Annotated in this window: 24 protein-coding genes; 12 read left to right on the forward strand and 12 right to left on the reverse strand. The window is 71.8% G+C overall.

Annotated elements, in window-relative coordinates:
• Positions 1 to 2 precede the first annotated feature (2 nt).
• On the reverse strand, positions 3 to 407 hold the full coding sequence (locus MKK60_RS10685) for a type II toxin-antitoxin system VapC family toxin (protein ID WP_147729276.1): 405 nt from the start codon (positions 405 to 407) through the stop codon (positions 3 to 5).
• Positions 407 to 643, reverse strand: coding sequence for a type II toxin-antitoxin system VapB family antitoxin (locus tag MKK60_RS10690; protein ID WP_147729277.1), 237 nt, complete (start codon positions 641 to 643; stop codon positions 407 to 409). Before MKK60_RS10690 ends, MKK60_RS10685 begins: the two co-directional genes overlap by 1 nt.
• A 78-nt stretch (positions 644 to 721) precedes the next feature.
• Between MKK60_RS10690 and recQ the strand changes: the two genes are divergently transcribed.
• The 8 genes from recQ to MKK60_RS10730 all read left to right on the forward strand — a co-directional run bounded on the left by recQ (position 722) and on the right by MKK60_RS10730 (position 9,475).
• The gene (gene recQ / locus MKK60_RS10695; protein WP_147859671.1) at positions 722 to 2,572 is read left to right on the forward strand and encodes a DNA helicase RecQ; all 1,851 of its coding nucleotides are present in this window, start codon (positions 722 to 724) and stop codon (positions 2,570 to 2,572) included.
• Between the two features lie 638 nt (positions 2,573 to 3,210).
• Complete coding sequence (locus tag MKK60_RS10700; RefSeq protein ID WP_147842995.1) at positions 3,211 to 4,404, forward strand: hydrolase; 1,194 nt, start codon at positions 3,211 to 3,213, stop codon at positions 4,402 to 4,404.
• 154 nt (positions 4,405 to 4,558) lie between these two features.
• Positions 4,559 to 6,778, forward strand: coding sequence for a phosphoribosylformylglycinamidine synthase subunit PurL (gene purL, locus MKK60_RS10705; RefSeq protein ID WP_243985624.1), 2,220 nt, complete (start codon positions 4,559 to 4,561; stop codon positions 6,776 to 6,778).
• A 25-nt stretch (positions 6,779 to 6,803) separates the two neighbouring features.
• Positions 6,804 to 7,040 carry a BolA/IbaG family iron-sulfur metabolism protein gene (locus tag MKK60_RS10710; protein WP_147727612.1) on the forward strand — a complete coding sequence of 79 codons (237 nt, stop codon included), beginning with the start codon at positions 6,804 to 6,806 and terminating at the stop codon, positions 7,038 to 7,040.
• Between the two features lie 23 nt (positions 7,041 to 7,063).
• The gene (locus MKK60_RS10715) at positions 7,064 to 7,564 is read left to right on the forward strand and encodes a DUF29 family protein (RefSeq protein ID WP_243985626.1); all 501 of its coding nucleotides are present in this window, start codon (positions 7,064 to 7,066) and stop codon (positions 7,562 to 7,564) included.
• Between the two features lie 30 nt (positions 7,565 to 7,594).
• Positions 7,595 to 7,933, forward strand: a complete 339-nt coding sequence (gene grxD, locus MKK60_RS10720) for a Grx4 family monothiol glutaredoxin (protein WP_147727610.1) — start codon at positions 7,595 to 7,597, stop codon at positions 7,931 to 7,933.
• 137 nt (positions 7,934 to 8,070) lie between these two features.
• On the forward strand, positions 8,071 to 8,970 hold the full coding sequence (locus MKK60_RS10725; protein WP_243985628.1) for an NAD(P)/FAD-dependent oxidoreductase: 900 nt from the start codon (positions 8,071 to 8,073) through the stop codon (positions 8,968 to 8,970).
• Positions 8,971 to 9,256: 286 nt separating this feature from the next.
• Positions 9,257 to 9,475, forward strand: a complete 219-nt coding sequence (locus MKK60_RS10730; protein ID WP_147842991.1) for a hypothetical protein — start codon at positions 9,257 to 9,259, stop codon at positions 9,473 to 9,475.
• 19 nt (positions 9,476 to 9,494) lie between these two features.
• Here MKK60_RS10730 and MKK60_RS10735 read toward each other — a convergent pair whose 3' ends face one another.
• The 3 genes from MKK60_RS10735 to MKK60_RS10745 form a co-directional block, all read right to left on the reverse strand.
• On the reverse strand, positions 9,495 to 10,304 hold the full coding sequence (locus tag MKK60_RS10735; protein ID WP_243985631.1) for a hypothetical protein: 810 nt from the start codon (positions 10,302 to 10,304) through the stop codon (positions 9,495 to 9,497).
• Between the two features lie 108 nt (positions 10,305 to 10,412).
• Positions 10,413 to 12,491: a M3 family metallopeptidase gene (locus tag MKK60_RS10740; protein ID WP_243985633.1), complete on the reverse strand. Its 2,079-nt coding sequence runs from the start codon at positions 12,489 to 12,491 to the stop codon at positions 10,413 to 10,415.
• 89 nt (positions 12,492 to 12,580) lie between these two features.
• Complete coding sequence (locus MKK60_RS10745; protein ID WP_243985635.1) at positions 12,581 to 13,258, reverse strand: alpha/beta fold hydrolase; 678 nt, start codon at positions 13,256 to 13,258, stop codon at positions 12,581 to 12,583.
• Here MKK60_RS10745 and MKK60_RS10750 point away from each other — a divergent pair.
• The gene (locus MKK60_RS10750; protein WP_409567384.1) at positions 13,257 to 14,306 is read left to right on the forward strand and encodes an extensin family protein; all 1,050 of its coding nucleotides are present in this window, start codon (positions 13,257 to 13,259) and stop codon (positions 14,304 to 14,306) included. The genes MKK60_RS10745 and MKK60_RS10750 overlap by 2 nt on opposite strands.
• A gap of 122 nt (positions 14,307 to 14,428) precedes the next feature.
• Complete coding sequence (locus MKK60_RS10755) at positions 14,429 to 15,532, forward strand: L,D-transpeptidase (protein WP_243937373.1); 1,104 nt, start codon at positions 14,429 to 14,431, stop codon at positions 15,530 to 15,532.
• A 104-nt stretch (positions 15,533 to 15,636) separates the two neighbouring features.
• Here the strand turns inward: MKK60_RS10755 and MKK60_RS10760 are convergent, their stop codons facing one another.
• The 5 genes from MKK60_RS10760 to MKK60_RS10780 are packed head-to-tail and all read right to left on the reverse strand — an operon-like array spanning position 15,637 to position 19,034.
• Entirely contained in the window at positions 15,637 to 15,795 is a 159-nt protein-coding gene (locus MKK60_RS10760; protein ID WP_243985637.1) for a DUF2283 domain-containing protein, read from the reverse strand.
• 22 nt (positions 15,796 to 15,817) lie between these two features.
• Positions 15,818 to 16,147, reverse strand: a complete 330-nt coding sequence (locus MKK60_RS10765) for a DUF4258 domain-containing protein (RefSeq protein WP_243985639.1) — start codon at positions 16,145 to 16,147, stop codon at positions 15,818 to 15,820.
• Positions 16,148 to 16,204: 57 nt separating this feature from the next.
• The gene (locus MKK60_RS10770) at positions 16,205 to 16,927 is read right to left on the reverse strand and encodes an ABC transporter permease subunit (RefSeq protein WP_409567386.1); all 723 of its coding nucleotides are present in this window, start codon (positions 16,925 to 16,927) and stop codon (positions 16,205 to 16,207) included.
• A gap of 5 nt (positions 16,928 to 16,932) precedes the next feature.
• On the reverse strand, positions 16,933 to 18,108 hold the full coding sequence (locus MKK60_RS10775; protein WP_243985643.1) for an ABC transporter permease: 1,176 nt from the start codon (positions 18,106 to 18,108) through the stop codon (positions 16,933 to 16,935).
• Positions 18,105 to 19,034: a glycine betaine ABC transporter substrate-binding protein gene (locus MKK60_RS10780; protein ID WP_409567385.1), complete on the reverse strand. Its 930-nt coding sequence runs from the start codon at positions 19,032 to 19,034 to the stop codon at positions 18,105 to 18,107. Before MKK60_RS10780 ends, MKK60_RS10775 begins: the two co-directional genes overlap by 4 nt.
• 271 nt (positions 19,035 to 19,305) lie before the next feature.
• Here MKK60_RS10780 and MKK60_RS10785 point away from each other — a divergent pair, with 271 nt between their 5' ends.
• The gene (locus MKK60_RS10785; RefSeq protein WP_147729180.1) at positions 19,306 to 19,695 is read left to right on the forward strand and encodes a response regulator; all 390 of its coding nucleotides are present in this window, start codon (positions 19,306 to 19,308) and stop codon (positions 19,693 to 19,695) included.
• A 7-nt stretch (positions 19,696 to 19,702) separates the two neighbouring features.
• Here MKK60_RS10785 and MKK60_RS10790 read toward each other — a convergent pair whose 3' ends face one another.
• Positions 19,703 to 20,083 carry a YraN family protein gene (locus tag MKK60_RS10790; RefSeq protein ID WP_147843565.1) on the reverse strand — a complete coding sequence of 127 codons (381 nt, stop codon included), beginning with the start codon at positions 20,081 to 20,083 and terminating at the stop codon, positions 19,703 to 19,705.
• Positions 20,070 to 21,038 (reverse strand): 16S rRNA (cytidine(1402)-2'-O)-methyltransferase, encoded by a 969-nt coding sequence (gene rsmI / locus MKK60_RS10795; protein ID WP_243985645.1) that lies wholly within the window; start codon positions 21,036 to 21,038, stop codon positions 20,070 to 20,072. The genes MKK60_RS10790 and rsmI overlap by 14 nt, the downstream gene beginning before the upstream one ends.
• 195 nt (positions 21,039 to 21,233) lie before the next feature.
• On the opposite strand from rsmI, the gene MKK60_RS10800 reads away from it, so the two are divergent.
• Complete coding sequence (locus MKK60_RS10800; RefSeq protein WP_243985647.1) at positions 21,234 to 22,484, forward strand: penicillin-binding protein activator; 1,251 nt, start codon at positions 21,234 to 21,236, stop codon at positions 22,482 to 22,484.
• The last annotated feature ends 6 nt before the right edge of the window (positions 22,485 to 22,490 follow it).

Here is a 22,490-nt window from a genome sequence, read left to right on the forward strand (position 1 = left end):
CCTCAAGCCATCGCCGAGCGAATGTCGGTCTGCGGAAAGTCGTCGCCGACGAAGAGCAGGGGAACGTCGTGGACCTGGGCGCAGGCATAGGCGAAGCAGTCGCCCAGATTGAGCTGTGCCGGATGCCCGCGGCCCTTGCCGTAGCGTGCATGCGCGGCGAGGGCTTCGTGGCTTTCCGCCGCGGCGATCGGCACCAATCGGATGCCGGCGGCCAGGAGGAACCGTTCGATCTGCGATTCGGAGTTCGCGACGTCCTGACTCAACTTTCGCGAGAGGGCCATGACGGTCTCGAAGACGGCAAGCGCCGAGGTGATCGGTGCTTCGGCTTGGTCGAGGCACCGGATCAACGCCGCCGCTGGCGGCTCTGCGCTCATGATCGCGACCATGGCAGAGGCATCGACGAACATCACTCGTCGTTCAGGCCGTCGTAGAAGGCCTTGTCGGCCTCCAGACCCGTTCGCGGTACGGCGGCGATCTCATCGAGCAGGGGCCGCAACCGTTCGGCCAGCGGTAGGGCGCGATCCCGCCGCTCCAGTTCGTTGGCCAGCGCGATCTTCACCGCCTCGGTCTTGCTGACCCGGGCGAGGGCCGCCAGTTTGTCGGCGAGGCGGTTCACCTCCTCGCTTCGGATGTTCAGCGGCATCGCGCGCCTCCGTGTAGACAATCTGCTGTTAGTGTATACGCACCCCGGCGGCAAGCCGTGGTTTCACCTGGGACAGGCATGACCTCACGACTCGACGATGCGCGGCGCGCCCTCAAGACCACCTTCGGCTACGACGATTTCCGACCCGGCCAGGACGAGGTGATCGAGGCGGTGCTCTCGGGCGCGGACGTGTTCGCGGTGATGCCGACGGGCTCGGGCAAGTCGATGACCTACCAGCTGCCGGCGCTGGTGGAGGATTCGCTCACCGTCGTGGTCTCGCCGCTGATCGCGCTGATGCACGACCAGGTGCAGCAGATGCGCGGCTTCGGCGTCGCGGCAGCGACCCTGAACTCGTCGGTGGCCGAATCTGTCTCGCGCGAGACCTGGCGGATGATCCGCGCGAACGAGCTGCGGCTGCTCTTCGTCTCGCCCGAGCGCCTGCTGATGGACGGCTGCATGGACGCGCTGCGCGGCGCGGGCGTCCGCCGGCTCGCGGTCGACGAGGCGCATTGCGTCTCGCAATGGGGCCACGACTTCCGCCCCGAATATCGCGCGCTGTCCCGCGCCCGTGAGGCGCTCGGCGACGTCCAGACCGTGGCGCTGACGGCGACCGCCGACAAGGCGACGCGGGCCGAGATCGCCGAGCGCCTGTTTCCCCAAGGGCGCGACCTCAAGACCTTCGTCCACTCCTTCGACCGGCCGAACATCGGCCTGACCTTCGCCGCCAAGGACAACCCGACCCGGCAGATCGAGCGCTTCCTGAAGCACCGCCGCTCCGAGAGCGGGATCATCTACTGCTCGTCGCGCAAGCGCACCGAGCAGCTGGCCGAGAGCCTGAAGAAGGACGGCTTCAACGCGTATCCCTACCATGCCGGGCTCGACCAGGGCACGCGTATGCGCAACCAGGACACCTTCCTGCAGGAGGACGGCGTCGTGATGACCGCGACGGTGGCCTTCGGCATGGGCATCAACAAGCCCGACGTGCGCTTCGTCTGCCACGCCGACATGCCGGGCAACGTCGAGGGCTACTACCAGGAGATCGGCCGCGCCGGCCGCGACGGGCTGCCCGCCGACACGCTGACTCTCTACGGCCTCGACGACATGGCCCTGCGCCGCCGCCAGATCGACGAGAAGGAGGTGCCGGACGAGCGCCGCCGCGTCGAGCGGCGCAAGCTCGAGGCGATGATCGCGCTGTGCGAAGGCGCGGCCTGCCGCCGGCAATCGCTGCTCGCCTACTTCGACGAGGCCAGCGGCCATTGCGGCCGGTGCGACCTCTGCCGCGGCGGCGTCACGCTCGTCGACGGCACGGTCCCGGCCCAGAAGATCCTCTCGGCGATCGTGCGCACCGGGCAGCGCTACGGCGCGGCCTATGTCTGCGACGTGGTCCACGGCAAGGTGAGCGAGCCGATCCGCCGCAACGGCCACGAGCAGCTCAAGACCTTCGGCGTCGGCGCCGACAAGCCGGTCGCCGCGTGGCGCGCGATCCTGCGCCAGCTCTTCGCCGCCGGCGCGGTGGCCGAGAACACCGACGGCTACGGCGGCCTCACCATGACCGACAAGGGCGAGGCGATCCTGTTCGGCCGCGAGCCGGTGCAGCTCCGCCCCGACCCGGAGCCGAAATCGGCCGAGCCGCGCGAGCGCCGCCGCGCGGGCGCCGTGCGCGACGCCGGCTCGGACGACCTGAGCCCGGCCGACGAGGCCCTGTTCCAGCACCTGCGCGGCCTGCGCGCCACCATCGCGCGCGCCGACAACATCGCCGCCTTCATGGTGTTTCCCGATCGGACGCTGATCGAGATGGCCAAGGGCAAGCCGGTGGATCTCTACGCGCTGCGCACCGTCCACGGCGTCGGCGAGCGCAAGCGCGAGGCCTACGGCGAAAGGTTCGTCGCCGCGATCGCCGAGTTCCTGGCGCATCCCCCGGCGGCGTGACGGGCGGAGCCGGCATCGGCGACGTCTCAGCTTGTAGGCTCGCTCGACAAGCTTCTCGCGACCCACGCCAGACGTGCGGAGAGCCGTGGGCGCTCCTCCGACGCAGCCATCCGTGGTGGTCGAGCAAACGCAATTCCGCGCGGGAAGCGAACCTTGACCGCGGGAAGGCGTCCTACGGCATCGCCGTGGCCCACTGCCGGGTGTTTGCGGTTGAAGCAGCGGCTTTCGCGGACCGACCCAAGCTAGGTCAACTTCCTCGGTCCGGCCAACCCCCATCGGATACGTATGACCGCTTGGGTGCCATTCGACTTTTGTACAGTCTGGGATGGACGCCAAGGCAGGCGGGGCGGCGGACAATCTGCCGCCCGCGCGCTGCGGCTCGGCCTTCTCCGCTCTCAACCGTGAGCGGGCGGGTGGCGATGTCCGCCTCGATCGATCCGTCGCCCGGGAGCGGACAGGCCGAAAGCCACTCTTTGCGGTGCCCCCCGAGTTTTTCAACGGGTCATAACGCCGGCGTCTTTTCGCTCGTCTCCGGGGCGTGCCGTCGTGTAGGGAGCCGGCATCCTTCGATAGCAACAGCGCCGGAACGCTCCGTCATCACCCGATTCAGCGACACGCCCACCGCCGATCCGCAAGAGGTGGTCAGGCGCCAGGTCTTCTACCTGCCCGGCTTCGATCCGCGCCAGCCCGAGACCTACTGGGGCCTCTTCCGTCGCGAGAGCCGGCTGACGGCCGCGCGCCGCGGGCTCGACATCGCGGTGAGCGACCCGTCGCGCAGCGCCGACCGCCTCAGCCTCGACTGGACCGTCGAATCGGGGGGCACCCGCACGCGCTACGGCCTGCTGCGCTGGGACGACATCGTGCGTGCGCGCTTCCCGCGCCCCAACTGGCGGCGCCTCCTCACGGTGCCGGCCCTGCTGTGGCGGCTCAGGCGCTCGGGCTACGAGCGGCGCCTGCGCCGCGAGGGGCGCAGCTTCGCCATGGTGATCTTCGGCGTCCAGTACCTGTTCCTGGTGTTCGTGGCGTTGAGCCTCGGGCTCGCCGCGCTGCTGCCGCTGGCGCTGCCGGCCGACTGGCGGCCGTGGTCGTGGCTCGCGGTACCGGTCGCGGCCTACGCGATCCTGGCCGGGATCATGGCGATCACCCGCGGCAAGCCGTTCTACTGCGCCCACCTCGTCGACGACACCGCCTTCACCCACGACCACGCCGCCGGCCGCGAAGCCCGGATGCCCGAGCGCCTCGACGCCATGGCCGCGCGCATCGCCGCCGCCGAGGGCACCGCCGACGAGGTCGTGGTGATCGGCCATTCCTCGTCGAGCTTCCTCGGGGTCGAGGTGCTCGACCGGATCCTCTCGGCCGATCCCGCCTTCGGCACCCGCGGCACGCCGGTCTCGTTCGTGACGCTGGGCAGCGTGATCCCCTGGATCGCCCTCGACCGCCCCGCGGTGAAGTTCCGGGCGGCGCTCGCGCGCTTCGCCGCCGCCGACCAGATCCGCTGGCTCGACGTGCGCGCGCCGTGGGACTGGCTGTCGATCCACCTGCGCGATCCGCTGACCGCCTCCGACGTTCCTTCGCCCGACCGCGGGCGCCCGGCCACGCGCTACGTCCGGCTGGAGGACCTGATCGAGCATCGTCTCATCCGAGGCCGACGATTCAACCTGTTCCAGATGCACTTCCAGCTCTTGATGTCGAGCCTGGACACGGACGGGTTCGACTACATCGCCCTGGTCTCCGGGCCGGAGCCGGTGCACGCGGCGATCGACCGCCGGTGCGGGGCGCGGCCGGCGAGCCCGTCCGAAGGCGGCGCGACGGCCGTGCCGGTCCGCGCCTGAGCGCTCCGACCCCGGGACGGGCCGGGCGGATGTGTGATCGAATGTTGCCAGGGCGGGCGCTTACCCTCTAGAGCCGTGGCGACTCCCGAGCCGGCGCCGACCTTGCCGACGGCGCCATCTCCGATCGGGACCGGATTTTCGTCGAGACCGCCGCATGTTCCGCAACGATGTCCCGATCACGCCCGAGCTCGTCCGCCAGCACGGCCTGACGCCGGACGAGTACCAACGGTTCCGCGGGTTGATCGGGCGCGATCCGACGCTGACCGAGCTCGGCATCGTCTCGGCGATGTGGAACGAGCACTGCTCGTACAAGTCGTCGCGCAAGCACCTGCGCGGATTGCCGACGACGGGGCCGTGGGTGATCCAGGGGCCGGGCGAGAACGCCGGCGTCATCGACATCGGCGACGGCCTCGCCTGCGTCTTCAAGATGGAAAGCCACAACCACCCGAGCTTCATCGAGCCCTACCAGGGCGCGGCGACCGGCGTCGGCGGCATCCTGCGCGACGTCTTCACCATGGGGGCGCGCCCGATCGCGGCCCTGAACGCCCTGCGCTTCGGCTCGCCCGACCACCCCCGCACGCGCCACCTCGTCTCGGGCGTGGTCGCCGGCATCGGCGGCTACGGCAACTCCTTCGGGGTGCCGACGGTCGGCGGCGCGGTCGGCTTCCACCCGCGCTACGACGGCAACATCCTGGTCAACGCCATGGCGGTCGGCCTCGCCAAGGCCGACGCGATCTTCTACGCGGCGGCCTCGGGCGTCGGGAACCCGATCGTCTACCTCGGCTCGAAGACCGGGCGCGACGGCATCCACGGCGCCACCATGGCGTCGGCCGAGTTCGACGCCGAGACCGAGTCGAAGCGCCCGACGGTGCAGGTCGGCGACCCCTTCGCCGAGAAGCTCCTGCTCGAGGCCTGCCTCGAGCTGATGCGCTCGGGCGCGGTCATCGCGATCCAGGACATGGGGGCTGCCGGCCTGACCTGCTCGGCCGTCGAGATGGGCGCCAAGGGGGATCTGGGCGTCGAGCTCGACATCGAGAAGGTGCCCGCCCGCGAGGCCGGCATGACCCCTTACGAGATGATGCTGTCGGAGAGCCAGGAGCGCATGCTCATGGTTCTGAAGCCCGGCATGGAGGCCGAGGCCGAGGCGATCTTCGTGAAGTGGGGCCTCGACTTCGCGGTGATCGGCAAGACCACCGACACCCTGCGCTTCGTGGTGAAGTGGCACGGCGACGTCGTCGCCGACCTGCCGATCAAGGAGCTCGGCGACGAGGCGCCGCTCTACGACCGGCCGCACATCGCCAACACGCACCTGCCCGAGATCCAGGCCGCGGACGTCGCGGCGCCGGCCTCCCTGACCGAGGCGCTGAAGCGGCTCGTCGGCTCGCCCGAGCTGTGCTCGAAGCGCTGGGTCTACGAGCAGTACGACCACTTCATCGGCGGCAACACCGTGCAGAAGCCCGGCGGCGACGCCGCGATCGTCCGCGTCGAGGATGGTCCCCGCGGGCTGGCGCTCACCGCCGACGTGACGCCGCGCTACTGCGAGGCCGACCCGGTCGAGGGCGGCCGGCAGGCGGTGGCCGAGGCGTGGCGCAACATCACCGCCGTCGGCGGGCGGCCGCTGGCGATCACCGACAACCTGAACTTCGGCAACCCCGAGAAGCCCGAGGTGATGGGCCAGCTCGTCGGCTGCCTCCAGGGCATCGGCGAGGCCTGCAAGGCGCTCGACTTCCCCGTCGTGTCCGGCAACGTCTCGCTCTACAACGAGACCAACGGCGTCGGCATCCTGCCCACGCCGACCATCGGCGGCGTCGGCGTGCTCGACGACGTCGCGCACCACGCCACCATCGCCCTGAAGCGCGAGGGCGACGTGCTGGTGCTGGTGGGCGCCGCCGAGGGGTGGCTCGGGCAGTCGATCTACCTGTCGGTGATCGAGGGCCGCGAGGAGGGGGCGCCGCCGCCCGTCGACCTGTCGCTCGAGCGCCGCAACGGCGACTTCGTCCGCGGGCTCATCGCCTCGGGCCAGGTCGACACCGTGCACGACCTCTCCGACGGCGGCCTCGCGGTGGCGTTGGCCGAGATGGCGATGGCGGGCAGCTTCGGCGCGACGCTGCCCGAGGCGCCGGAGGGCATGCCGGCGCACGCCTACCTCTTCGGCGAGGACCAGGCGCGCTACCTCGTCGCCGTGCCGGCCGAGGCCGCGACCGACATCCTCTACGCCGCCTCGGCGCAGGGCATCGACGCGTCGGTGGTCGGCGTGGTCGAGGGCGACGGTTTGACCCTGCCGGGCGGGCAGACCATATCGGTCGCCGAGCTCCGCGACGCCCACGAGGGCTGGCTGCCGGCCTACATGGCGAGCCTTCCGGCGGCCGCCTGACACCCCCGACCCGAGGAACCGACCGATGCCGATGGACGCGCGCGAGATCGAGCGGATGATCGTCGAGGCCCTGCCCGACGCCAAGGTGGAGATCAAGGATCTCGCCGGCGACGGCGACCACTACGCCGCCACGGTGCTGTCGGCGGCGTTCAAGGGCAAGACCCGCGTCGCCCAGCACCAGATGGTCTACGGCGCGCTCCAGGGGCGGATGGGGGGCGTGCTCCACGCCCTTGCGCTGACGACGGGCGTCCCGCAGGATTAGGCCTCCGTTCCACGGTGGTGCCGATGGATCAGCCGAGCCTCTACGACGACGACATCGTGACCTGGTCCGAGCAGCAGGCGGCGAGCCTGCGCGCCCTGGCGGCTCGGCCCGACCTCTCGAATGCGCGCGCTTGGGAGAACATCGCCGATGAGGTCGAGGGCTTGGGACGGTCTCAGACGCAGGGCGTCGAGAGTGCCATCCTCCTCGTCCATGTCCCGAAGTACCTTTCGGCTCCGTCCGCGCAATCGACCCGATCCTGCCGGGTCGAGGTGGTCGCCTACCAGGCGACGGCACGCCGGAACTACAAGCGCTCCATGCGACAGAGGATCGACTGGGAAGACCTCTGGACCACCGCGAAGGCGAACGCCGCCGTGTCGCTCGAGATGTACGGCGACAGCCTCGTCCCTGGGTTGCCGGCGACGATGCCTTTCGATCCGGACGAGATCGTGGCGAAGAGCTTCGATATGGATTGGGCGCTAAAGCGGTTGGCCTCGGCATTGGAAATGCCTGCCGACCATCACTAGATCTGCTGAAACGAACGAGGATCGGAACCCATGAGCGACGTCAACGCAACGATCGAGAACGAGATCAAGTCCCAGGACGTGGTCGTGTTCATGAAGGGCACGCCCACCATGCCGCAATGCGGCTTCTCGGGGCAGGTCGTTCAGATCCTCAACTACCTCGAAGTGCCGTTCAAGGGCGTGAACGTGCTGGCCGACGCCGGCATCCGCGACGGCATCAAGGCCTATTCCAACTGGCCGACCATCCCGCAGATCTACGTGAAGGGCGAGTTCGTCGGCGGCTGCGACATCACCCGCGAGATGTTCCAGTCGGGCGAGCTGCAGACCTTCCTCGCCGAGAAGGGCGTCCCGGTGAAGTCCGCCGCCGCCTGAGCCGGCCTTCGCGGACGGACGACGACGAAGGGCGCCGCGGCGCCCTTTTTCGTGTCCGCATCCGAGAAACGTTCGGCACGGATCCGGCTTGAGCCCAAGAGGGGCAACCGGAGGCGCGCCTCGGGCGCGGCGTCATCATGCACGACGTGATCATCGTGGGCGGCGGGCCGGCGGGGCTCAACGCGGCGCTCATTCTCGGGCGCTGCCGGCGCACCGTCCTGCTCCTCGACCACGGCACCCCGCGCAACGCCGCGGCTCGCCTGACCTGGGGCGTCTACACCCGGGACGGCACGCCGCCGGCCGAGCTTCGCGTCCTCGCCCGCGCCGACCTCGAGCGCTACGACACCGTCGCGCTGCGCGAGGCCGAGGTCGTGGAAGCGCGCGCGATCGACGGCGGTTTCGCGATCACGCTCGCGGACGGCACCCGGGAGACCGCCCGCCGGCTGATCCTCGCCACTGGCCTGCACCAGGACCTGCCCGCGATCCAGGGCTTCGCGCGCTACTGGGGCACCGGCGTCCATTCCTGCCCGTATTGCGACGGCTACGAGGCACGCGACCGGCCGATCGCGGCCTACGCCCACGGCCCCGTCGCGAAGGGGTTCGCCCTGGAGCTGACGGTCTGGAGCGGCGACGTCACGCTCTGCACCGACGGCCATCCGACCGACCTCTCCGAGGACGATCGGGCGCGCCTTGCCCGAAACGGCGTGCGGCTGGTCGAGGCGCCGATCGCCCGCCTGGACGGCGACGAGGCGGGGCCGACGCATCTCGCCTTCGCGGACGGCAGCGCCCTGCCCTGCCGCGCGGTGTTCCTGATGCCGATGGGATGCCTGCCGTCGCAGCTCATCCGGCAGCTGGGCTGCGCCCTGAACGAGGCCGGCGTGGTGCCGACGCGCGATTACGAGAAAACCGACGTGCCGGGGCTCTACGTGGCCGGCGACGCCTCGCGCCGGGTGCAGTTCGCGATCGTCGCCGCCGCCGAGGGCGCCATGGCGGCCTTCGCGGTCAACACCGAGCTCCTGCGCGAGGACACCCGCTGACGTTTCCGAGAGACGCGATTAGCCGTGCATCCGCAGGGTGCATTTCGCGGGGCTGCCGACGACTTGCGAAGCCACGTCGCGCCGGATGCGTAGTCTGGAGATCTGCCGAAAGGCGAAGTCGGTGTGCGATTTCACACCATGGCCGGGGCGCGGCAATGCAATGATGAAAAAATAGTTCCGTTCTCGAAACTTTCGGAACTTGTTCAGGTTGTCCCCGTTACTCGCGTACGGCCGAGGTTTCCTGGGCCGCCGGTGCCGACGCTCCGCTGTCTCTACAAGGCCGGTCATGCCCGTCTTCGACGCCAAAAACCTCGGGACCCAGTTCGAAGGCCAAGCCTTGCTCGCAGCGATCCTGCACCCGACGCGCATCGCCCAGACTCGCGCCCTCACCCATGGCCGCCAGCGCGCCGAGCGCGCCGCCGCCATGGCGGACCCGATGACGATCGAGCCGCGCTACCCGGTCGGCGCCGGCGTGCTGACCCAGACGCCGATCGCTTCGACCTGACGGCGTTCCGCGCCGCGTCCTACCAGGGCTGCGGCGTGACGAGGCCCTGACGCGTCACCACGACCCATTCCCGCCCGCGCCGCTCGACGGCTTCGACCCGCCCGACTCCCGGAATCGCGTCGCCGATCGCGACCTCGACCAGGCGGCGGCGGCGATCCTCTAGCATCGCGGTGCCGTCGTACACGTCGCGGACGGCCCAGGACTCGATCACCGCCGGCTTCGGCTTGGCGTCCGGGATGCTCCCGGTCTGGACCGGCTCGGGCTTCGCGACCGGAGCCGGCGGCGCGGCGGACGCGACGGTGCGCTTCTCGGCTTGGGCCGCCGCCGCCGCGAGGCGGGCGCCCTGCTCCTTCTCCGCCTGCTCGATCCGCTCGCCGAGGGCGGCGATCTTCGCCACCAGGGCGGATTCGGTCTTGCCGACCTTCTCGGTCAGCGCGGCGCTGCGGGCCTTCGCCTCGCTGCGCGCGGCGTCCGCAGCGTCCTTGAGGGCCGCGACCGACTTGTCGAGGCGATCGGAAGCGATGGCGAGGCGCGACGCCTCCAAGCGGTTGGCCTCGAGCGCCGCGTTGATCTCAGCCAGGACGACCGCCGTCCCCTGAGGCCGGGGCGTCGCCAGGATCGCGGTGCCGGCGCCGAGCACCGTGCCGACCGCGAGTGCGGCGCCCGCCAGCCCCATCGTCACCGCATCGAAGCGGCGGACGGCCCTGGCAGCCGTCGGCGCGGCCGCCGCCTTGCTCTCGGCGGGCTTCGCGCCGGAGACTGCGGCCTTCAGCAGGGCCTCCGGCGAGGCGGCCGATTTCTCCACGGCCGAATCGATGATCGTCGTCATGGCCCTCGCCTCCGCGTCCGGCATCTCTGTCGAAAGCTTTGGTTAAGGACGTTTGTTTACCGAAGGGTTACCGCGCCGCGCGTGCCGAGGCGGCGCGGGCCTTCCCCGTCAGGCCGCCAGCCCGCGCTTGCGCAGCAGCGGCTCGGTGCTCGGCAGGCGCCCGCGGAAGGCGGTGTAGGCCTCGCGCGGGTCGCGCAGGTTCCCGGCACCGTAGACGTAGGTGCGCAGGCGCGCGGCGGTCGCCGGATCGAAGATGTCGCCGGCCTCGCGGAAGGCGTCGAAGGCGTCCGCATCCAGCACTTCGGACCAGAGATAGCTGTAGTAGCCGGCCGCATAGCCGTCGCCCGAGAAGATGTGGGCGAAGTGCGGCGTGCGGTGGCGCATGTTGATCTCGGCCGGCATCGCGATGCGCTCGAGCGCGTCGGCTTCGAAGGCCCCCACGTCGAGCCCGTTCTCGCCCTCGGCCGAGAGGTGCAGCGTCATGTCGACGATCGCCGACGCGGTGTACTCGACGGTGGCGAAACCCTGGTTGAAGGTGCGGGCGGCGAGCAGCTTCGTCAGCAGCGCCTCCGGCATCGGCTCGCCGGTGCGGTGGTGGCGGGCATGGGTCCGCAGCACCTCCGGCTGCTCCAGCCAGTGCTCATAGAGCTGCGACGGCAGCTCGACGAAGTCGCCCGACACGGCGGTGCCGGCGAGCAGCGGGTAGGTCACGTCGGAGAGGAGGCCGTGCAGGGCGTGGCCGAACTCGTGGAAGAGGGTCCGGGCGTCGTCGAAGGACAGCAGGGCCGCCTCCCCGGCGGGCGCCTTCGCGAAGTTCATCACGTTGACGATGATCGGCTTCACGTCGCCGGTGAGCCGTTCCTGCGAGCGGAAAGCGCTCATCCAGGCGCCGCTGCGCTTCGACGGCCGTGCGAAGTAATCGCCGAGGAAGGTGCCGACCTCGGAGCCGTCGGCGTTCGCGACGCGCCAGGCGCGCACGTCCGGGTGGTAGCGCGGAACGTCCTTGAGCTCGGTGAAGCGCAGGCCGAACAGGCGGGAGGCCGTGTCGAACGAAGCGGCGATCACCGAATCGAGCGGCAGGTAGGCCTTGATCTCGCTCTCGTCGAGATCGTGCTCGGCGCGCCGCAGCTTCTCGGCGTAGTGGCGCCAGTCATGGGCCTGGAGGGCGAAGTTGCCGCCCTCGGCCTGGACGATCGCCTGGAGCCGGTCGCGCTCGGCCCCGGCCTGCCTGCGGGCCGGGGTCCAGACCTCGCGCAGCAGGCCCATGGCCGCGTCCGGGGTCGCGGCCATGGTGTCGTCGAGCTTGAAGTGGGCGAAGCTGTCGAAGCCGAGGAGCCTGGCCCGCTCGGCGCGCAAGCTGACGATCTCGCGGATGATGCCGCGGTTGTCGGTGGCCCCGCCGCCCTCGCCGCGGCGGATCCAGGCCTCGTAGGCGCGCTCGCGCAGGTCGCGCCGGGTCGAGCACACCAGGAACGGCTCGATCAGCGAGCGCGACAGGGTGATGGCGTGGCTGTGCGCGCCCCCGCGCTCCTTGGCGGCGTTGGCCGCCGAGGCGATCAGGAAGTCGGGCAGGCCGGCGCGGTCCTCCGCCGCGTCGAGGGGCAGCAGGAAGCTGCTCTCGTCGGCGAGCAGGTTCTGGCTGAACTGGGTTCCGAGTTCCGACATCCGCGCCGCGATCTCGGCGACGCGCAGCTTGTCCTCGGGCCCGAGGTCGGCGCCGGAGCGGCGGAAGCGGGTGCGGTAGCGGGACAGAACCCGGCGCTCCTCGCCGCCCAGGCCTTCGGCGTCGGCGTCGACCGCCGAGATGCGCGCCCACAGGTCGGGGTTGAGGTAGATCGCGCTGCCGTGGCGCGACAGCTTCGGGCCGATCGTCCGCTCGATCGCCTGGAGCTCGGGGTTCGTGTGGCTGCCGGTGAGGTTGTAGAACACGCCGGCGACCCGATCGAGGGCGAGGCCCGCCCGCTCCATCGCCGCGACGGTGTTGCCGAAGGTGGGCGCCGCGGTCTCGCCGGCGATCGCCGCGATCTCGGCCTTGTGGGACGACAAAGCCGCCTCGAAGGCCGGCAGGTAGTGCTCGGGGCGGATGCGCTCGAACGGCGGAAGCTCGGCCGGCGTGCCCCAGGCCGTCTCGGAGAAGGGGTTGTCGGCCGGAAGGTCGGCGAGCCCGGGGTTTTGCGCTGTCGTCATCTGAAAGGTCCCGATGTCGCGCGCCGTGCCCTGGCCGGCGGCGTTCCGGCCTGGGCCGTCGACGCCCGGCGATTCGACGCGCTCCCGCTTCAGATAGGCCCGAACCCACGCTTCAGGAAGGCGATACCGCGTGCCACCGCGTCGGCGTCGGTTCGCGGATCGAAGGCGTGGCCCTGGTCTTCGTAGAGGTGGACGCGGCAGCTTCCGCCCGCCTCGGCCATCCGCCGGTGCAGGTCCTCGGGGTGACGCCGACCGACCAGGGCGTCGCGGGCGCCGTGCAGCGCCAGCACCGGCGGCAGTGCGAGGGGGCCGGCGCTCGGGCCGCTGCCGAGTTCCGGCGGCAGGAAGGCCGAGCGCAGCACCAGCGCCGCGATCGCCTCGGGCGCCCGCGCGGCGAGCGCCAGCGCGAGGGCGCCTCCGAGCGAGCGGCCGACCAGCGCCGCCGGGCCGGGGACCTGCGCGCGCACGATCTCGAGGGCATCCCGCCATGCGCCGAAATGCCGGCTGATCCCGGAGAACCCGACCCGCGCCTCGCCGGTCCGCTCGAGATAGTGCGGCAGCAGCACCGCGAAGCCGGCTTCCGCCAAAGCTGCGGCTTCGGCGCGGACCGGACGGTCCGGGCCTGGTCCTTCCGCGTCGTGCAGCAGAATGACGGTCGCCGTGGCCGGCGCGTCCTTGCCGCGCGGCGCGAACCGCTCGATCGTGACGGGCCGTCCCTCGCACAGGATCGTGTCGCGGGTGACGGCCGGATGGGGTGGATAAGTCATGGCGTCAGGTCGGTCTCGACGGTTCGCGGCGCTCGCGCTCGCCGGCACGGCCCTGCTTGCCACGACGGCGGGACGGGACGCGAGGGCACAGGAGTCGAAGCCGCATCCGCCCGAGGCGACCGTCCCCGTGCCGCCGCCCCTGCCGCCCGAGCGGCCCGCCGAGCTGAAGCCCGCGACGGCGCCGGGCGCGACGGTGACCGACCCGCCGCGCCCGCCGGAGCGCCCCGCCGCGCTGACGGCGCCGGCGACACCGCCCGCGCCGCCCGAGACGAAGCCCGCCGCGCCGCCCGCCGATCCGGCTGCCGTCGCGCCGCTCGCACCGAGGCCGCCGGAACGCCCGGCCGACCTCGTCCCGAACGCGTCCTCCGGCGCACCGCCGGTCCCGGCGGAGGCCAAGCCCGGCGACAAGGCCGCCGACAAGCCCGGCGAGATGCCGGTGCCGCCGCCGCTCCCCCCGGAGCGCCCGGCCGATCTGTCGGGCGAGGCGGCGCTCGCCCTCAAGGTCGCGGCGCCGGACGACACCGCCTGCCGGGTCAGGCTGAAGCGCCTCGGCGCGGCGTTCGAGCCGCTGCCGGCGATCGTCAACGGGCAGTGCGGCACGCCGCTGCCGCTGAAGGTGACGGGGCTGCCCGACGTCGCGCTTCCGCAATCGGCGACGCTGACCTGTGCGGCCGCCGAGGCGCTGGCGCGCTGGGCGACCGAGGCGCAGGTCGCGGCCGAGCGCGAGCTGAAGCAGCCGCTGACCGGGATCGCGATCGGCACCTCCTACGAGTGCCGCGGGCAGAACCACGATGTCGAGGCCAAGCTCAGCGAGCACGCCTTCGCCAACGGCGTCGACGTGATGAGCTTCACCTTCGCCGGCCGTCCGCCGATCGCGGTCGGGGCGATGCCGGAGGGCTCGGCCGAGGGGCGCTTCCTCGATGCGGTGCGGGCGCGGGCCTGCGGGTTCTTCCGCACGGTGCTCGGCCCCGGCTCGAACGCCGCGCACGCCAACCATCTCCATCTCGACGAGCGCGAGCGCAACGCCGGGCACCGCCTGTGCCAGTGAGGGCGGTCGCGGAAACCTGATGCCGCCGTGCCGTTTGGCGGGGAACGCTCACGCTTCGCCGACACTTGATCGCGTGGAGCGAATCGGCTCCGGGAGCCTCGACCATGACGTGCGGATCGACGATGCGGACCGGCCTCGCGGCCGTCGTCCTGGCCTGCCTCGCGGGCCAGGGTCTTGCCGCATCGGACAAGGAGCCGGCCAAGGCGTCGGGCAAGAACGAGCCCGCGGCGCCGAGCGCGCAGGCGATCCGGGACGCGACCTTCGCCGAGCCGGCCCAGGATGCGAAGACGGATGCGAAGAAGGACGAGGCGAAGTCGTCGGGGGCCGCGAAGGCGAACGACCGGCCCGATCCGCTGACGATCAAGGTCCAGGTGCTGCTCGACCGGGCGCGGTTCTTCCCCGGCGCCATCGACGGGCGCGACGGCGAGAACCTCCAGGGCGCGCTCTCGGCCTACGCCGTGGCGCAGGGCCTGCCCGCGACGAAGACGCTGACGAAGGACGTCTTCGACAAGCTCGCCGCCACCGGCGGCGATCCGGTGGTCGCCGACTACACCATCACCGAGGCGGATGCGGCCGGCCCCTATGTCGAGACGATCCCGCCGAAGATGGAGGCCCAGGCCGACCTGAAGGCGATGAGCTACACCAACCCGCGCGAGATGCTGGCCGAGCGCTTCCACATGAGCCGCGACCTGCTGAGCCAGCTCAACCCGGACAAGCCCCTCGACAAGGCCGGAACGGTGATCCTGGTCGCGGGCGTCGCGCCGATGGGTCTCGACAAGCCCAAGGCCAAGGACCTGCCGCAGGACCCGAAGGTCGACCGCGTCGAGGTCGACAAGGGCAGCCGCGACGTGCGCGCCTTCGGCAAGGACGGCAAGCTTCTGGCCTACTATCCGGCCTCGATCGGCAGCGAGGAGAAGCCCGCGCCGAGCGGCGAGACCAAGGTGAAGGGCGTCGCCTTCGACCCGTTCTACACCTACGATCCGAAGTACCGCTTCAAGGGCGTGAAGAGCCGCAAGAAGTTCTCGATCCGCCCCGGCCCGAACAACCCGGTCGGCCTCGTCTGGATCGACCTCGCGATTCCCTCCTACGGCATCCACGGCACCCCGGAGCCGGAGAAGGTCGGCAAGACCGAGTCGCACGGCTGCATCCGGCTGACCAACTGGAACGCCCGCGACCTCGCCGCCCACGTCGCCCGCGGGGCGAAGGTGTCGTTCAAGGACGAATAGAGCGGGCGCTTGCATCTCGTCGAGGCGACCGGCTCCGAACCGCCGTTCGGCCTCATGTCCTTCCGGCGAGCGGGCTTCCACCTTGCTTGGAAATGCTCCTGCGATCAGGCCGCCGTCAGGTGCCGAAGGTCCGCACTGGTGGACAGGTGCTCCGATGCATCGAGGATTTCGACCGCCACGATCCGACCGGCGGCATCGAAATCGAGGACTAGGCCGGGACGGACTTCCTCGCTTTCGACGACGGGGGCATCCGCGAAGCGCACGTAGAGCGCATCGGTCTTAGCGTCATACCGCGACTTCACGTGGGCGCCTCCGGCTGCGATCGAAGAATGCGGTCACGATGTGCACGCCATCTTCGGTCGGCACGTATACCACGCGCAGCATCCTGCCGTCGCGCTCCGGCACCGAGCGATAGGCCCGTCTTCGTTCCGGGTGCTTCGGGTCCGTCTCGGTCTCTTCCAGCTCTGCCACGGTGCGTTCGATCCACACGCGCTCCAGTGCTCGATCCACCAAATTGCCGAGGGCATGCGTACCGTAGGTGATCCGCACACGCCCTCCCAAAAGACCGAAGCCAATTTCGCGTACGACGAAGCCGGTGGACGTCGCGTACCTCACGTAGAGTATTTTCCTATTCAGGCCTATTGGATTCGCGCTTCGTCGTCGAAGAGGCGATCAGCGGCGAAGCAGGCCTGCCGCCGCGACCATCAGCGCGTCGCACAGGAAGGCGAGCGCCGCCGTCGCGGCGGCGCCCTGGAGCATCGGCACGGTGTTCTGGTTCTGGAGGCCGGCGACGATCGGCGTGCCGAGCGTCGCGGCGCCGGCCAGCGCGCCGACCGCGGCGGTCGCCACGGCGAGGACGAGGGCCGTGCGCAAGGTCTCGACGATGGCGGGCGCGGCCAGCGGCAGCTCGATCCGCGTCAGGGTCTGACGGGCGGTGAGCCCGAGCGCTTTGGCGGCCTCGCGCGTCTCCGCCGGCACCGCCTCGAGGGCGCCGACCGTGCCGCGGAGCGTCGGCATGATGCCGTAGAACACCAGGGCCAGCAGGGTCGGCGGGCCGCCGAAGCCGAGCACCGGTAGGGCGAGCGCCACCACGACCACCGGCGGCACCGCCTGCGCCGCGGCGGCCAGCGTATCGATCCCGCCCCGGACCGAGGCCGCGCCGGGGCGGGTCGCGAGGATCCCGAGGCCGATTCCCGTGATCGCGACGAGGACGAGGCCGGTCCCGGCGAGGATCAGGTGGTGCAGGGCGAGCGCACCGAGATGGTCGAGCGGCAGCGCCCGCCGCGGCGTCTCGCCGAGCGCCGAGACGATCGCTGCGGCGACGGTCGGATGACTGAAGCACGCGAGCACGAGGCCGGCGGCGACGGCTCCGAGGGCCGGGTGCAGGGCACGCAGCCGGGTCATGCCGGCGTCCCGCGCCAGCGATCCTCGGCGAGGCTCAAGGTCCGCTCGACGACGAGCGAGAGCGCGACGATCGGGATCGCGCCGAGCAGGATCAGGTCCGGGGCGAACTGCGCCATGCCGTCGAAGACGATGCCGCCGAGGCCGCCGGCCCCGACCAGCGCCCCGAGGGTCGCGAGCCCGATCCCCTGGACGCAGGCGACGCGCAGCGCCCCGAGCAGGATGCCGGCGCCGATCGGCAGCCGCACCTGGAACAGGATCGTTCGTGGGGGCAGGCCGAGGGCCTCGGCCGCGTCGAGGGTCGCCGGGTCCGGCGCTGCGAGCGCTAGGGCGAGGCCGCGCCACAGCGGGAGCAGCAGATAGGCGGCGATGCCGATCACCGCCGGCACCGGCCCGAGCGCGCCGAGGCCGGCCTCGCGGAGCGCCGGGACCGCCTGCAGCAGGCCCGAGGCGACGGCGACCAGCGCGCCGAGCAGGGCCACGGCCGGCACCACTTGGATGCCGCCGACCAGCACCTCGACGAGGCCCTGCCCGCGTCGCCACAGCGAGAGCAGCACGGCACCGCCGACTGCCAGCAGCACCGCGCTTCCCGAAAGCAGCAGATGCCGCACCAAGGCTTCGCCGACCACGTCCTTGCGCGCCGCGAACTCGACGGCGAGCGACAGGCTCCCGAGCGTCCCGGTCGAGCCGGCCAGCGCGACGAAGCCCAGGAACGCGACCGCGAGCGCCCCCCCGAGCCCGGGGACGGCCATGCGGCGGGCGAGGTGGGCGAGCCCGCCCGCGAGCAGTAGCAGCGCCGTCCAGGCACCGGAGGCGAGGCCGGCGCGGGCGGCCGGCGGCTCGCCGGCGAGAAGGTCCCCGGCCGTGCTGCCCAGCGCCAGCATCAGCAGCGCGAGGGCCAGAGCGAGGAGCACGGTGGCGGCGCCGACGCCGATCCGCGTCCGCCCGATCCGGGCGAGCAGCACCGCGCCGAGCACGAGCCCGGCCACCGCCTCGATCTCCGGCCCGAATCCGGGCAGGGCCCCGAGGCCGTCCAGCGCGTAGACCGGCTCGCCGACGACGAGGCGGTTCTTCGCGATGCGCAGCAGCGGCAGGCCGTAGACCGCACCGAGGAAGGCGGCGGCGAACAGCGGCGGGCCGATGCCCCCGCGCCGATCCTCCGTTGCGGGCGTCAAGCGATGAAGCCGGCGTCGCGCAGGAACGCCCGCGCCACCGTCTCGGCGACCTGGCCCTCGACGGTGATGCGGGCGTTGAGCCGGCGGAGCGTATGGGCATCGAGGCGCGCGAACACCGGATCGAGCTTCTCGCGGATGCGCGGGTGGCGCGCCAGGGTGTCGGCGCGGATCACCGGGGCGACCTCGTAGACGATCTGTGCGCCCTTCGGATCGCTCATCACGGTCAGGTCGAGGGCGTCGAGCGCCCCGTCGGTGCCGTAGACCATGCCGGCGTTGACGCCGCTGATGCCCTGCGCCGCCGCCCGCGTGGTCACCGCCGTGTCGCCGCCGGGCAGGCTGATGATGCGGTTCATCGGCAGCGAGAACCCGTAGGCCGCCTCGAAGGACGGCAGGGCCGCCGGGCTCTCGACGAACTCGGTCGAGGCCGCGAGCAGGATCAACCCGCGCCGCACGGCCCCGGCGAAATCCGCCATGGTGGCGAGCCCTTCGCGCCGGGCGAGGCTGCCCCGCACCGCGATCAGCCAGGTGTTGTTGGCCGGCGCCCGCCCGAGCCAGACGAGGCCCTTGGCCCGATCCGCCGCCGCGATCGCGGCGTAGGCGCCGTCGGCCCGCTTCCAGGCCGGATCGCCCTCGGTGCCGGTGAAGAAGGCGCCGTTGCCGGTGTATTCGGGATAAAGGTCGACATCGCCCGACATCAGGGCCGAGCGCACGATCAGCGTCGGCCCGAGGCCGAGGCGGCGCTGCACCGGGATGCCGAGATCCTCCAGGCACAGGGCGATCATGCTGCCGGTGAGCGTGCCCTCGGTGTCGCTCTTCGAGGCGACCACCACCGCGCCCTGCCCGCGCGCGGGCGCCGCCGCGATGGCGGCGCCGAGGCCGACCAGCACGGCGCGGCGGTCGCAGATCGGAACGTGGCGACCCCTCACAGGAAAAATCCGGTCGTGTCAGGAAAAGATCGGCCCATTGCGGGTTCTGCCCTCACGCCGACCGTGCCACACCCTATCGCGAAATGTATCGCCGTGTAACATTGCCGACGGTACAGCCCGCGCCGGACGCTTGACACAACCGGCGTTCCGGGCGACCCCTCAGCCGCCCGGTGTACCCGCTTGGTTCTCCTGGCGCGACGATCGGATCCGACCAGCCATCATGGCGACGTTCCGTTGAAGCGGAGCGGATCGACAAGGAAGACACCTCGGCGTGAGCGCGGAACCGAACGACGACGTTCTCCAGGGTAAGCGGGTGCTCGTCGTCGAGGACGAAGCCGCGATCTCGATGCTGCTCGAAGACATGCTGCTCGATTTCGGCTGCACCGTGGTCGGCCCGGCCGCACGCCTCTCGACCGCCCTGGAGATGGCCGAGGGCGAGACCTTCGAGGTCGCGATCCTCGACGTGAACGTCGCCGGCGAGCCGATCTACCCGGTCGCCGAGGCGATCGCGAAGCGCGACCTGCCGCTGATCTTCTCGACCGGCTACGGCGGCGCCGGCATCCGCGAGCCGTTCCGCGATCGCCCGGTGGTGCAGAAGCCGTTCAGCCAGGCCGACCTCAAGCGCACGCTCATCGGCGCGATCAGCGCCGCGCGCGCCTGATCGTCCGCTACAGGCCCTCGATCGGGAACGCGTCGACGAGGTGGACCGGCCAGCCGCGTCCGCCGATGAAGACCGCGTCCGCCCGCAGGGTCAGGCTCCCGGCGAACGGATGCCGCGCGATCCAGCTCCGCACCGCGCGCGAGAAGCGCTGTCGCTTGACCCGGCCGATCGCGCCCTGCGCCTCGATCAGCGTCGCGCGCGCCTTGACCTCGACGAAGGCGATGGTGCCGCCGCGGCGCACGATCAGGTCGATCTCGCCGCCCGACGCGCTTACCCGCATCGCCAGGGGGCGATAGCCCTTCAGCATCAGCGCGCCGAGCGCCAGCCATTCGGCCCGGCGCCCGCGGCGTTCGGTCGCCTTCCGGCGGGCGGCATCAGGCGTCCGCATCGGTCTCGCGAGCCAGCACCAGCGCACGGTTGTAGACGGCGCGGCGCGGCTGCCCGGTCTCGTCGGCGACGAGGCTTGCGGCATCCTTGATCGAGTGCCGCGCGAGCGCGACGCGCAGGGCCGCGTCGAGGCCGGCATCGGCCTCCTCCGGGGTGGCCTCGTCCGGCGCGGTCCCGATCACCACCACGACCTCGCCCTTCGGGGCGCCCTCCTCCGCGAAGGTGTCGTTGAGGCTGGCCAGGGTGCCGCGGCGGATCGTCTCGAACATCTTCGTCAGCTCGCGCGCCACGGCCGCGGGACGGGTGCCGCCGAGGACCTCCGCCGCGTCCGCCAGCATTTCCGGCAGGCGGTGGGGCGATTCGAACAGGACCAGCGTGCCGGGCACGGTCACCAGCGCCGAGAGCCGGTTGCGGCGGGCGCCGGCCTTCTGCGGCAGGAAACCCTCGAAGAAGAACCGGTCGGTCGGCAGGCCGGCGGCGACGATCGCCGTCATCACCGCCGACGGGCCGGGAATCGGCGTGATGCAGATCCCCGCCTCGATCGCCGCCTGGACCAGCTTGAACCCGGGATCGGAGACCAGCGGCGTGCCGGCATCCGACACCAGCGCCAGCGCCTCGCCGTCCAGCATCCGCCGCACCATGCGCTCGCGGACGGCGGCGTTCGAATGCTCGTGGTAGGCGACGAGCGGCGTGGTGATGCCGTAGTGCATCAGCAGCGTCCGGGTGACGCGGGTGTCCTCGGCGAGCACCGCGTCGGCGGCGGCCAGCGTCGCGAGCGCCCGGATCGTGACGTCGCGCAGGTTGCCGATCGGCGTCGCCACCACGTGCAGGCCCGGCGCGAGCGGCTCCGCTTCCGTCGCCAGCCCGAAGGCGGTGAAGGTCGCAACCTTGGTCGCGGTGGATTTGGCCGGCCCGTCCCTGCGGGGGCGGCGTGCGGGCTCGATTCGCTGTGTCATCGCGCGGACCTTGCCACGCCAAGCCGCCGAGCGGAATTTGCTCGCGGCCGCCGAACCGCCGCGAACCCCCGCTGATTCGTGTTTTCCGGGGGCGCGCGCGATCCTGCGACATCGGCGCGTTTACTTTTCGGGTCCACGCTTTAAGCCAGAGCCACGATCCCGCGTGGACGATCTTTACGGGAAGGAAGTTTCGCGATGGCGCGATGTGTCCCGCCCCGCGCCCTCCGGGCCGGCGCCGCCCTCGCCGTGATCCTCGCCCTTGCCGGCTGCATCGGCGTTCCGGACCGGGCGCGTTCCGTCCGCGCCGCGCCGCCGCCGCGGGCCGAACTCGCTCCCGACCTCGCACCGCCCGCCGACGCCGTTCCCGGCTCGACGCCGGCCGCCGCCTCGGCGCCGGGCCGGATCGGCACCGGTTCGGTCAAGGTCGCCCTCGTCGTGCCGCTCTCGGGCCAGGGGGCCAATCTCGGCGCGGCGATGCGCAACGCGGCCGAGCTCGCGACCGAGGAATACCAGCAGCCCGACCTCCAGATCCTGGTGCGCGACGACCGCGGTTCGCCGGACGGCGCCCGCGAGGCGACGAGCGGCGCCATTGCCGAGGGCGCCGAGCTGGTGCTCGGCCCGCTCTTCGCCGCCAACGTCGCGGCCGCCTCGGCGACGGCGCGCGCCGCGGGCAAGCCGGTGATCGCGTTCTCGACCGATGCGAGCGTCGCCGGCCCCGGCACCTACCTGCTGAGCTTCCTCCCGCAGGCCGAGGTCGACCGGATCGTCGACGAGTCGGTCGCGGGCGGGCGCCGCTCCTTCGCCGCGCTGATCCCCGAGAACGCCTACGGCAACGCCGTCGAGGCGCAGTTCCGCGAAGCGGTGGCGCGCAAGGGCGCCCGTCTCGTCGGCATCGAGCGCTACGCCCCCGGCGCGCCGGAGCCGGCGATCGCGCGCCTCGGCGGCCTGATCACCGGACCGGGCGCGCAGGCCGACACCCTGTTCCTGCCCGAGACCGCCGACGGGCTGCCGAATGTGGCGGCCGCGCTCACCAAGGCCGGCTTCGCGCCGTCCCGCGTCCGGCCGATCGGCACCGCGGTCTGGAACGAGCCGCGGCTCTTCGCGCTACCGGCCCTACAGGGCGGCCGCTTCGCCGCACCGGACACCGGCGGATTCGGCAACTTCGCCGGGCGTTACCAGGCGCGGTTCGGCACGAGCCCGCCGCGGGTCGCCTCGCTGGCCTACGACGCGGTCTCGCTCAGTGCGGCGCTCGCGCGGCAATACGGGACCCAGCGCTTCGCCGACGCGACCCTGACCAAGAGCGCCGGGTTCGCCGGCGTCGACGGCACCTTCCGCTTCCGCGCCGACGGCCTGAGCGACCGGGCGCTCGCCGTCCACGAGATCCGCAACAACGCGTCGAGCGTGGTCAGCCCGGCGCCCCGCGCCCTGGCCAAACCCGGCACCTGAGCCTCC

It is taken from the genome of Methylobacterium sp. J-092 (assembly GCF_022829325.1).
Lineage (GTDB): Bacteria > Pseudomonadota > Alphaproteobacteria > Rhizobiales > Beijerinckiaceae > Methylobacterium.

Excerpts from the sequence above, each read along its gene's own strand:
- MKK60_RS10685 (WP_147729276.1), bottom strand. The coding sequence starts at position 407 with ATGTTCGTCGATGCCTCTGCCATGGTCGCGATCATGAGCGCAGAGCCG.
- MKK60_RS10690 (WP_147729277.1), bottom strand. The coding sequence starts at position 643 with ATGCCGCTGAACATCCGAAGCGAGGAGGTGAACCGCCTCGCCGACAAA.
- recQ (WP_147859671.1), top strand. The coding sequence starts at position 722 with ATGACCTCACGACTCGACGATGCGCGGCGCGCCCTCAAGACCACCTTC.
- purL (WP_243985624.1), top strand. The coding sequence starts at position 4,559 with ATGTTCCGCAACGATGTCCCGATCACGCCCGAGCTCGTCCGCCAGCAC.
- MKK60_RS10710 (WP_147727612.1), top strand. The coding sequence starts at position 6,804 with ATGCCGATGGACGCGCGCGAGATCGAGCGGATGATCGTCGAGGCCCTG.
- MKK60_RS10715 (WP_243985626.1), top strand. The coding sequence starts at position 7,064 with ATGGATCAGCCGAGCCTCTACGACGACGACATCGTGACCTGGTCCGAG.
- grxD (WP_147727610.1), top strand. The coding sequence starts at position 7,595 with ATGAGCGACGTCAACGCAACGATCGAGAACGAGATCAAGTCCCAGGAC.
- MKK60_RS10725 (WP_243985628.1), top strand. The coding sequence starts at position 8,071 with ATGCACGACGTGATCATCGTGGGCGGCGGGCCGGCGGGGCTCAACGCG.
- MKK60_RS10730 (WP_147842991.1), top strand. The coding sequence starts at position 9,257 with ATGCCCGTCTTCGACGCCAAAAACCTCGGGACCCAGTTCGAAGGCCAA.
- MKK60_RS10735 (WP_243985631.1), bottom strand. The coding sequence starts at position 10,304 with ATGACGACGATCATCGATTCGGCCGTGGAGAAATCGGCCGCCTCGCCG.
- MKK60_RS10740 (WP_243985633.1), bottom strand. The coding sequence starts at position 12,491 with ATGACGACAGCGCAAAACCCCGGGCTCGCCGACCTTCCGGCCGACAAC.
- MKK60_RS10750 (WP_409567384.1), top strand. The coding sequence starts at position 13,257 with ATGGCGTCAGGTCGGTCTCGACGGTTCGCGGCGCTCGCGCTCGCCGGC.
- MKK60_RS10745 (WP_243985635.1), bottom strand. The coding sequence starts at position 13,258 with ATGACTTATCCACCCCATCCGGCCGTCACCCGCGACACGATCCTGTGC.
- MKK60_RS10755 (WP_243937373.1), top strand. The coding sequence starts at position 14,429 with ATGCGGACCGGCCTCGCGGCCGTCGTCCTGGCCTGCCTCGCGGGCCAG.
- MKK60_RS10790 (WP_147843565.1), bottom strand. The coding sequence starts at position 20,083 with ATGCGGACGCCTGATGCCGCCCGCCGGAAGGCGACCGAACGCCGCGGG.
- rsmI (WP_243985645.1), bottom strand. The coding sequence starts at position 21,038 with ATGACACAGCGAATCGAGCCCGCACGCCGCCCCCGCAGGGACGGGCCG.
- MKK60_RS10800 (WP_243985647.1), top strand. The coding sequence starts at position 21,234 with ATGGCGCGATGTGTCCCGCCCCGCGCCCTCCGGGCCGGCGCCGCCCTC.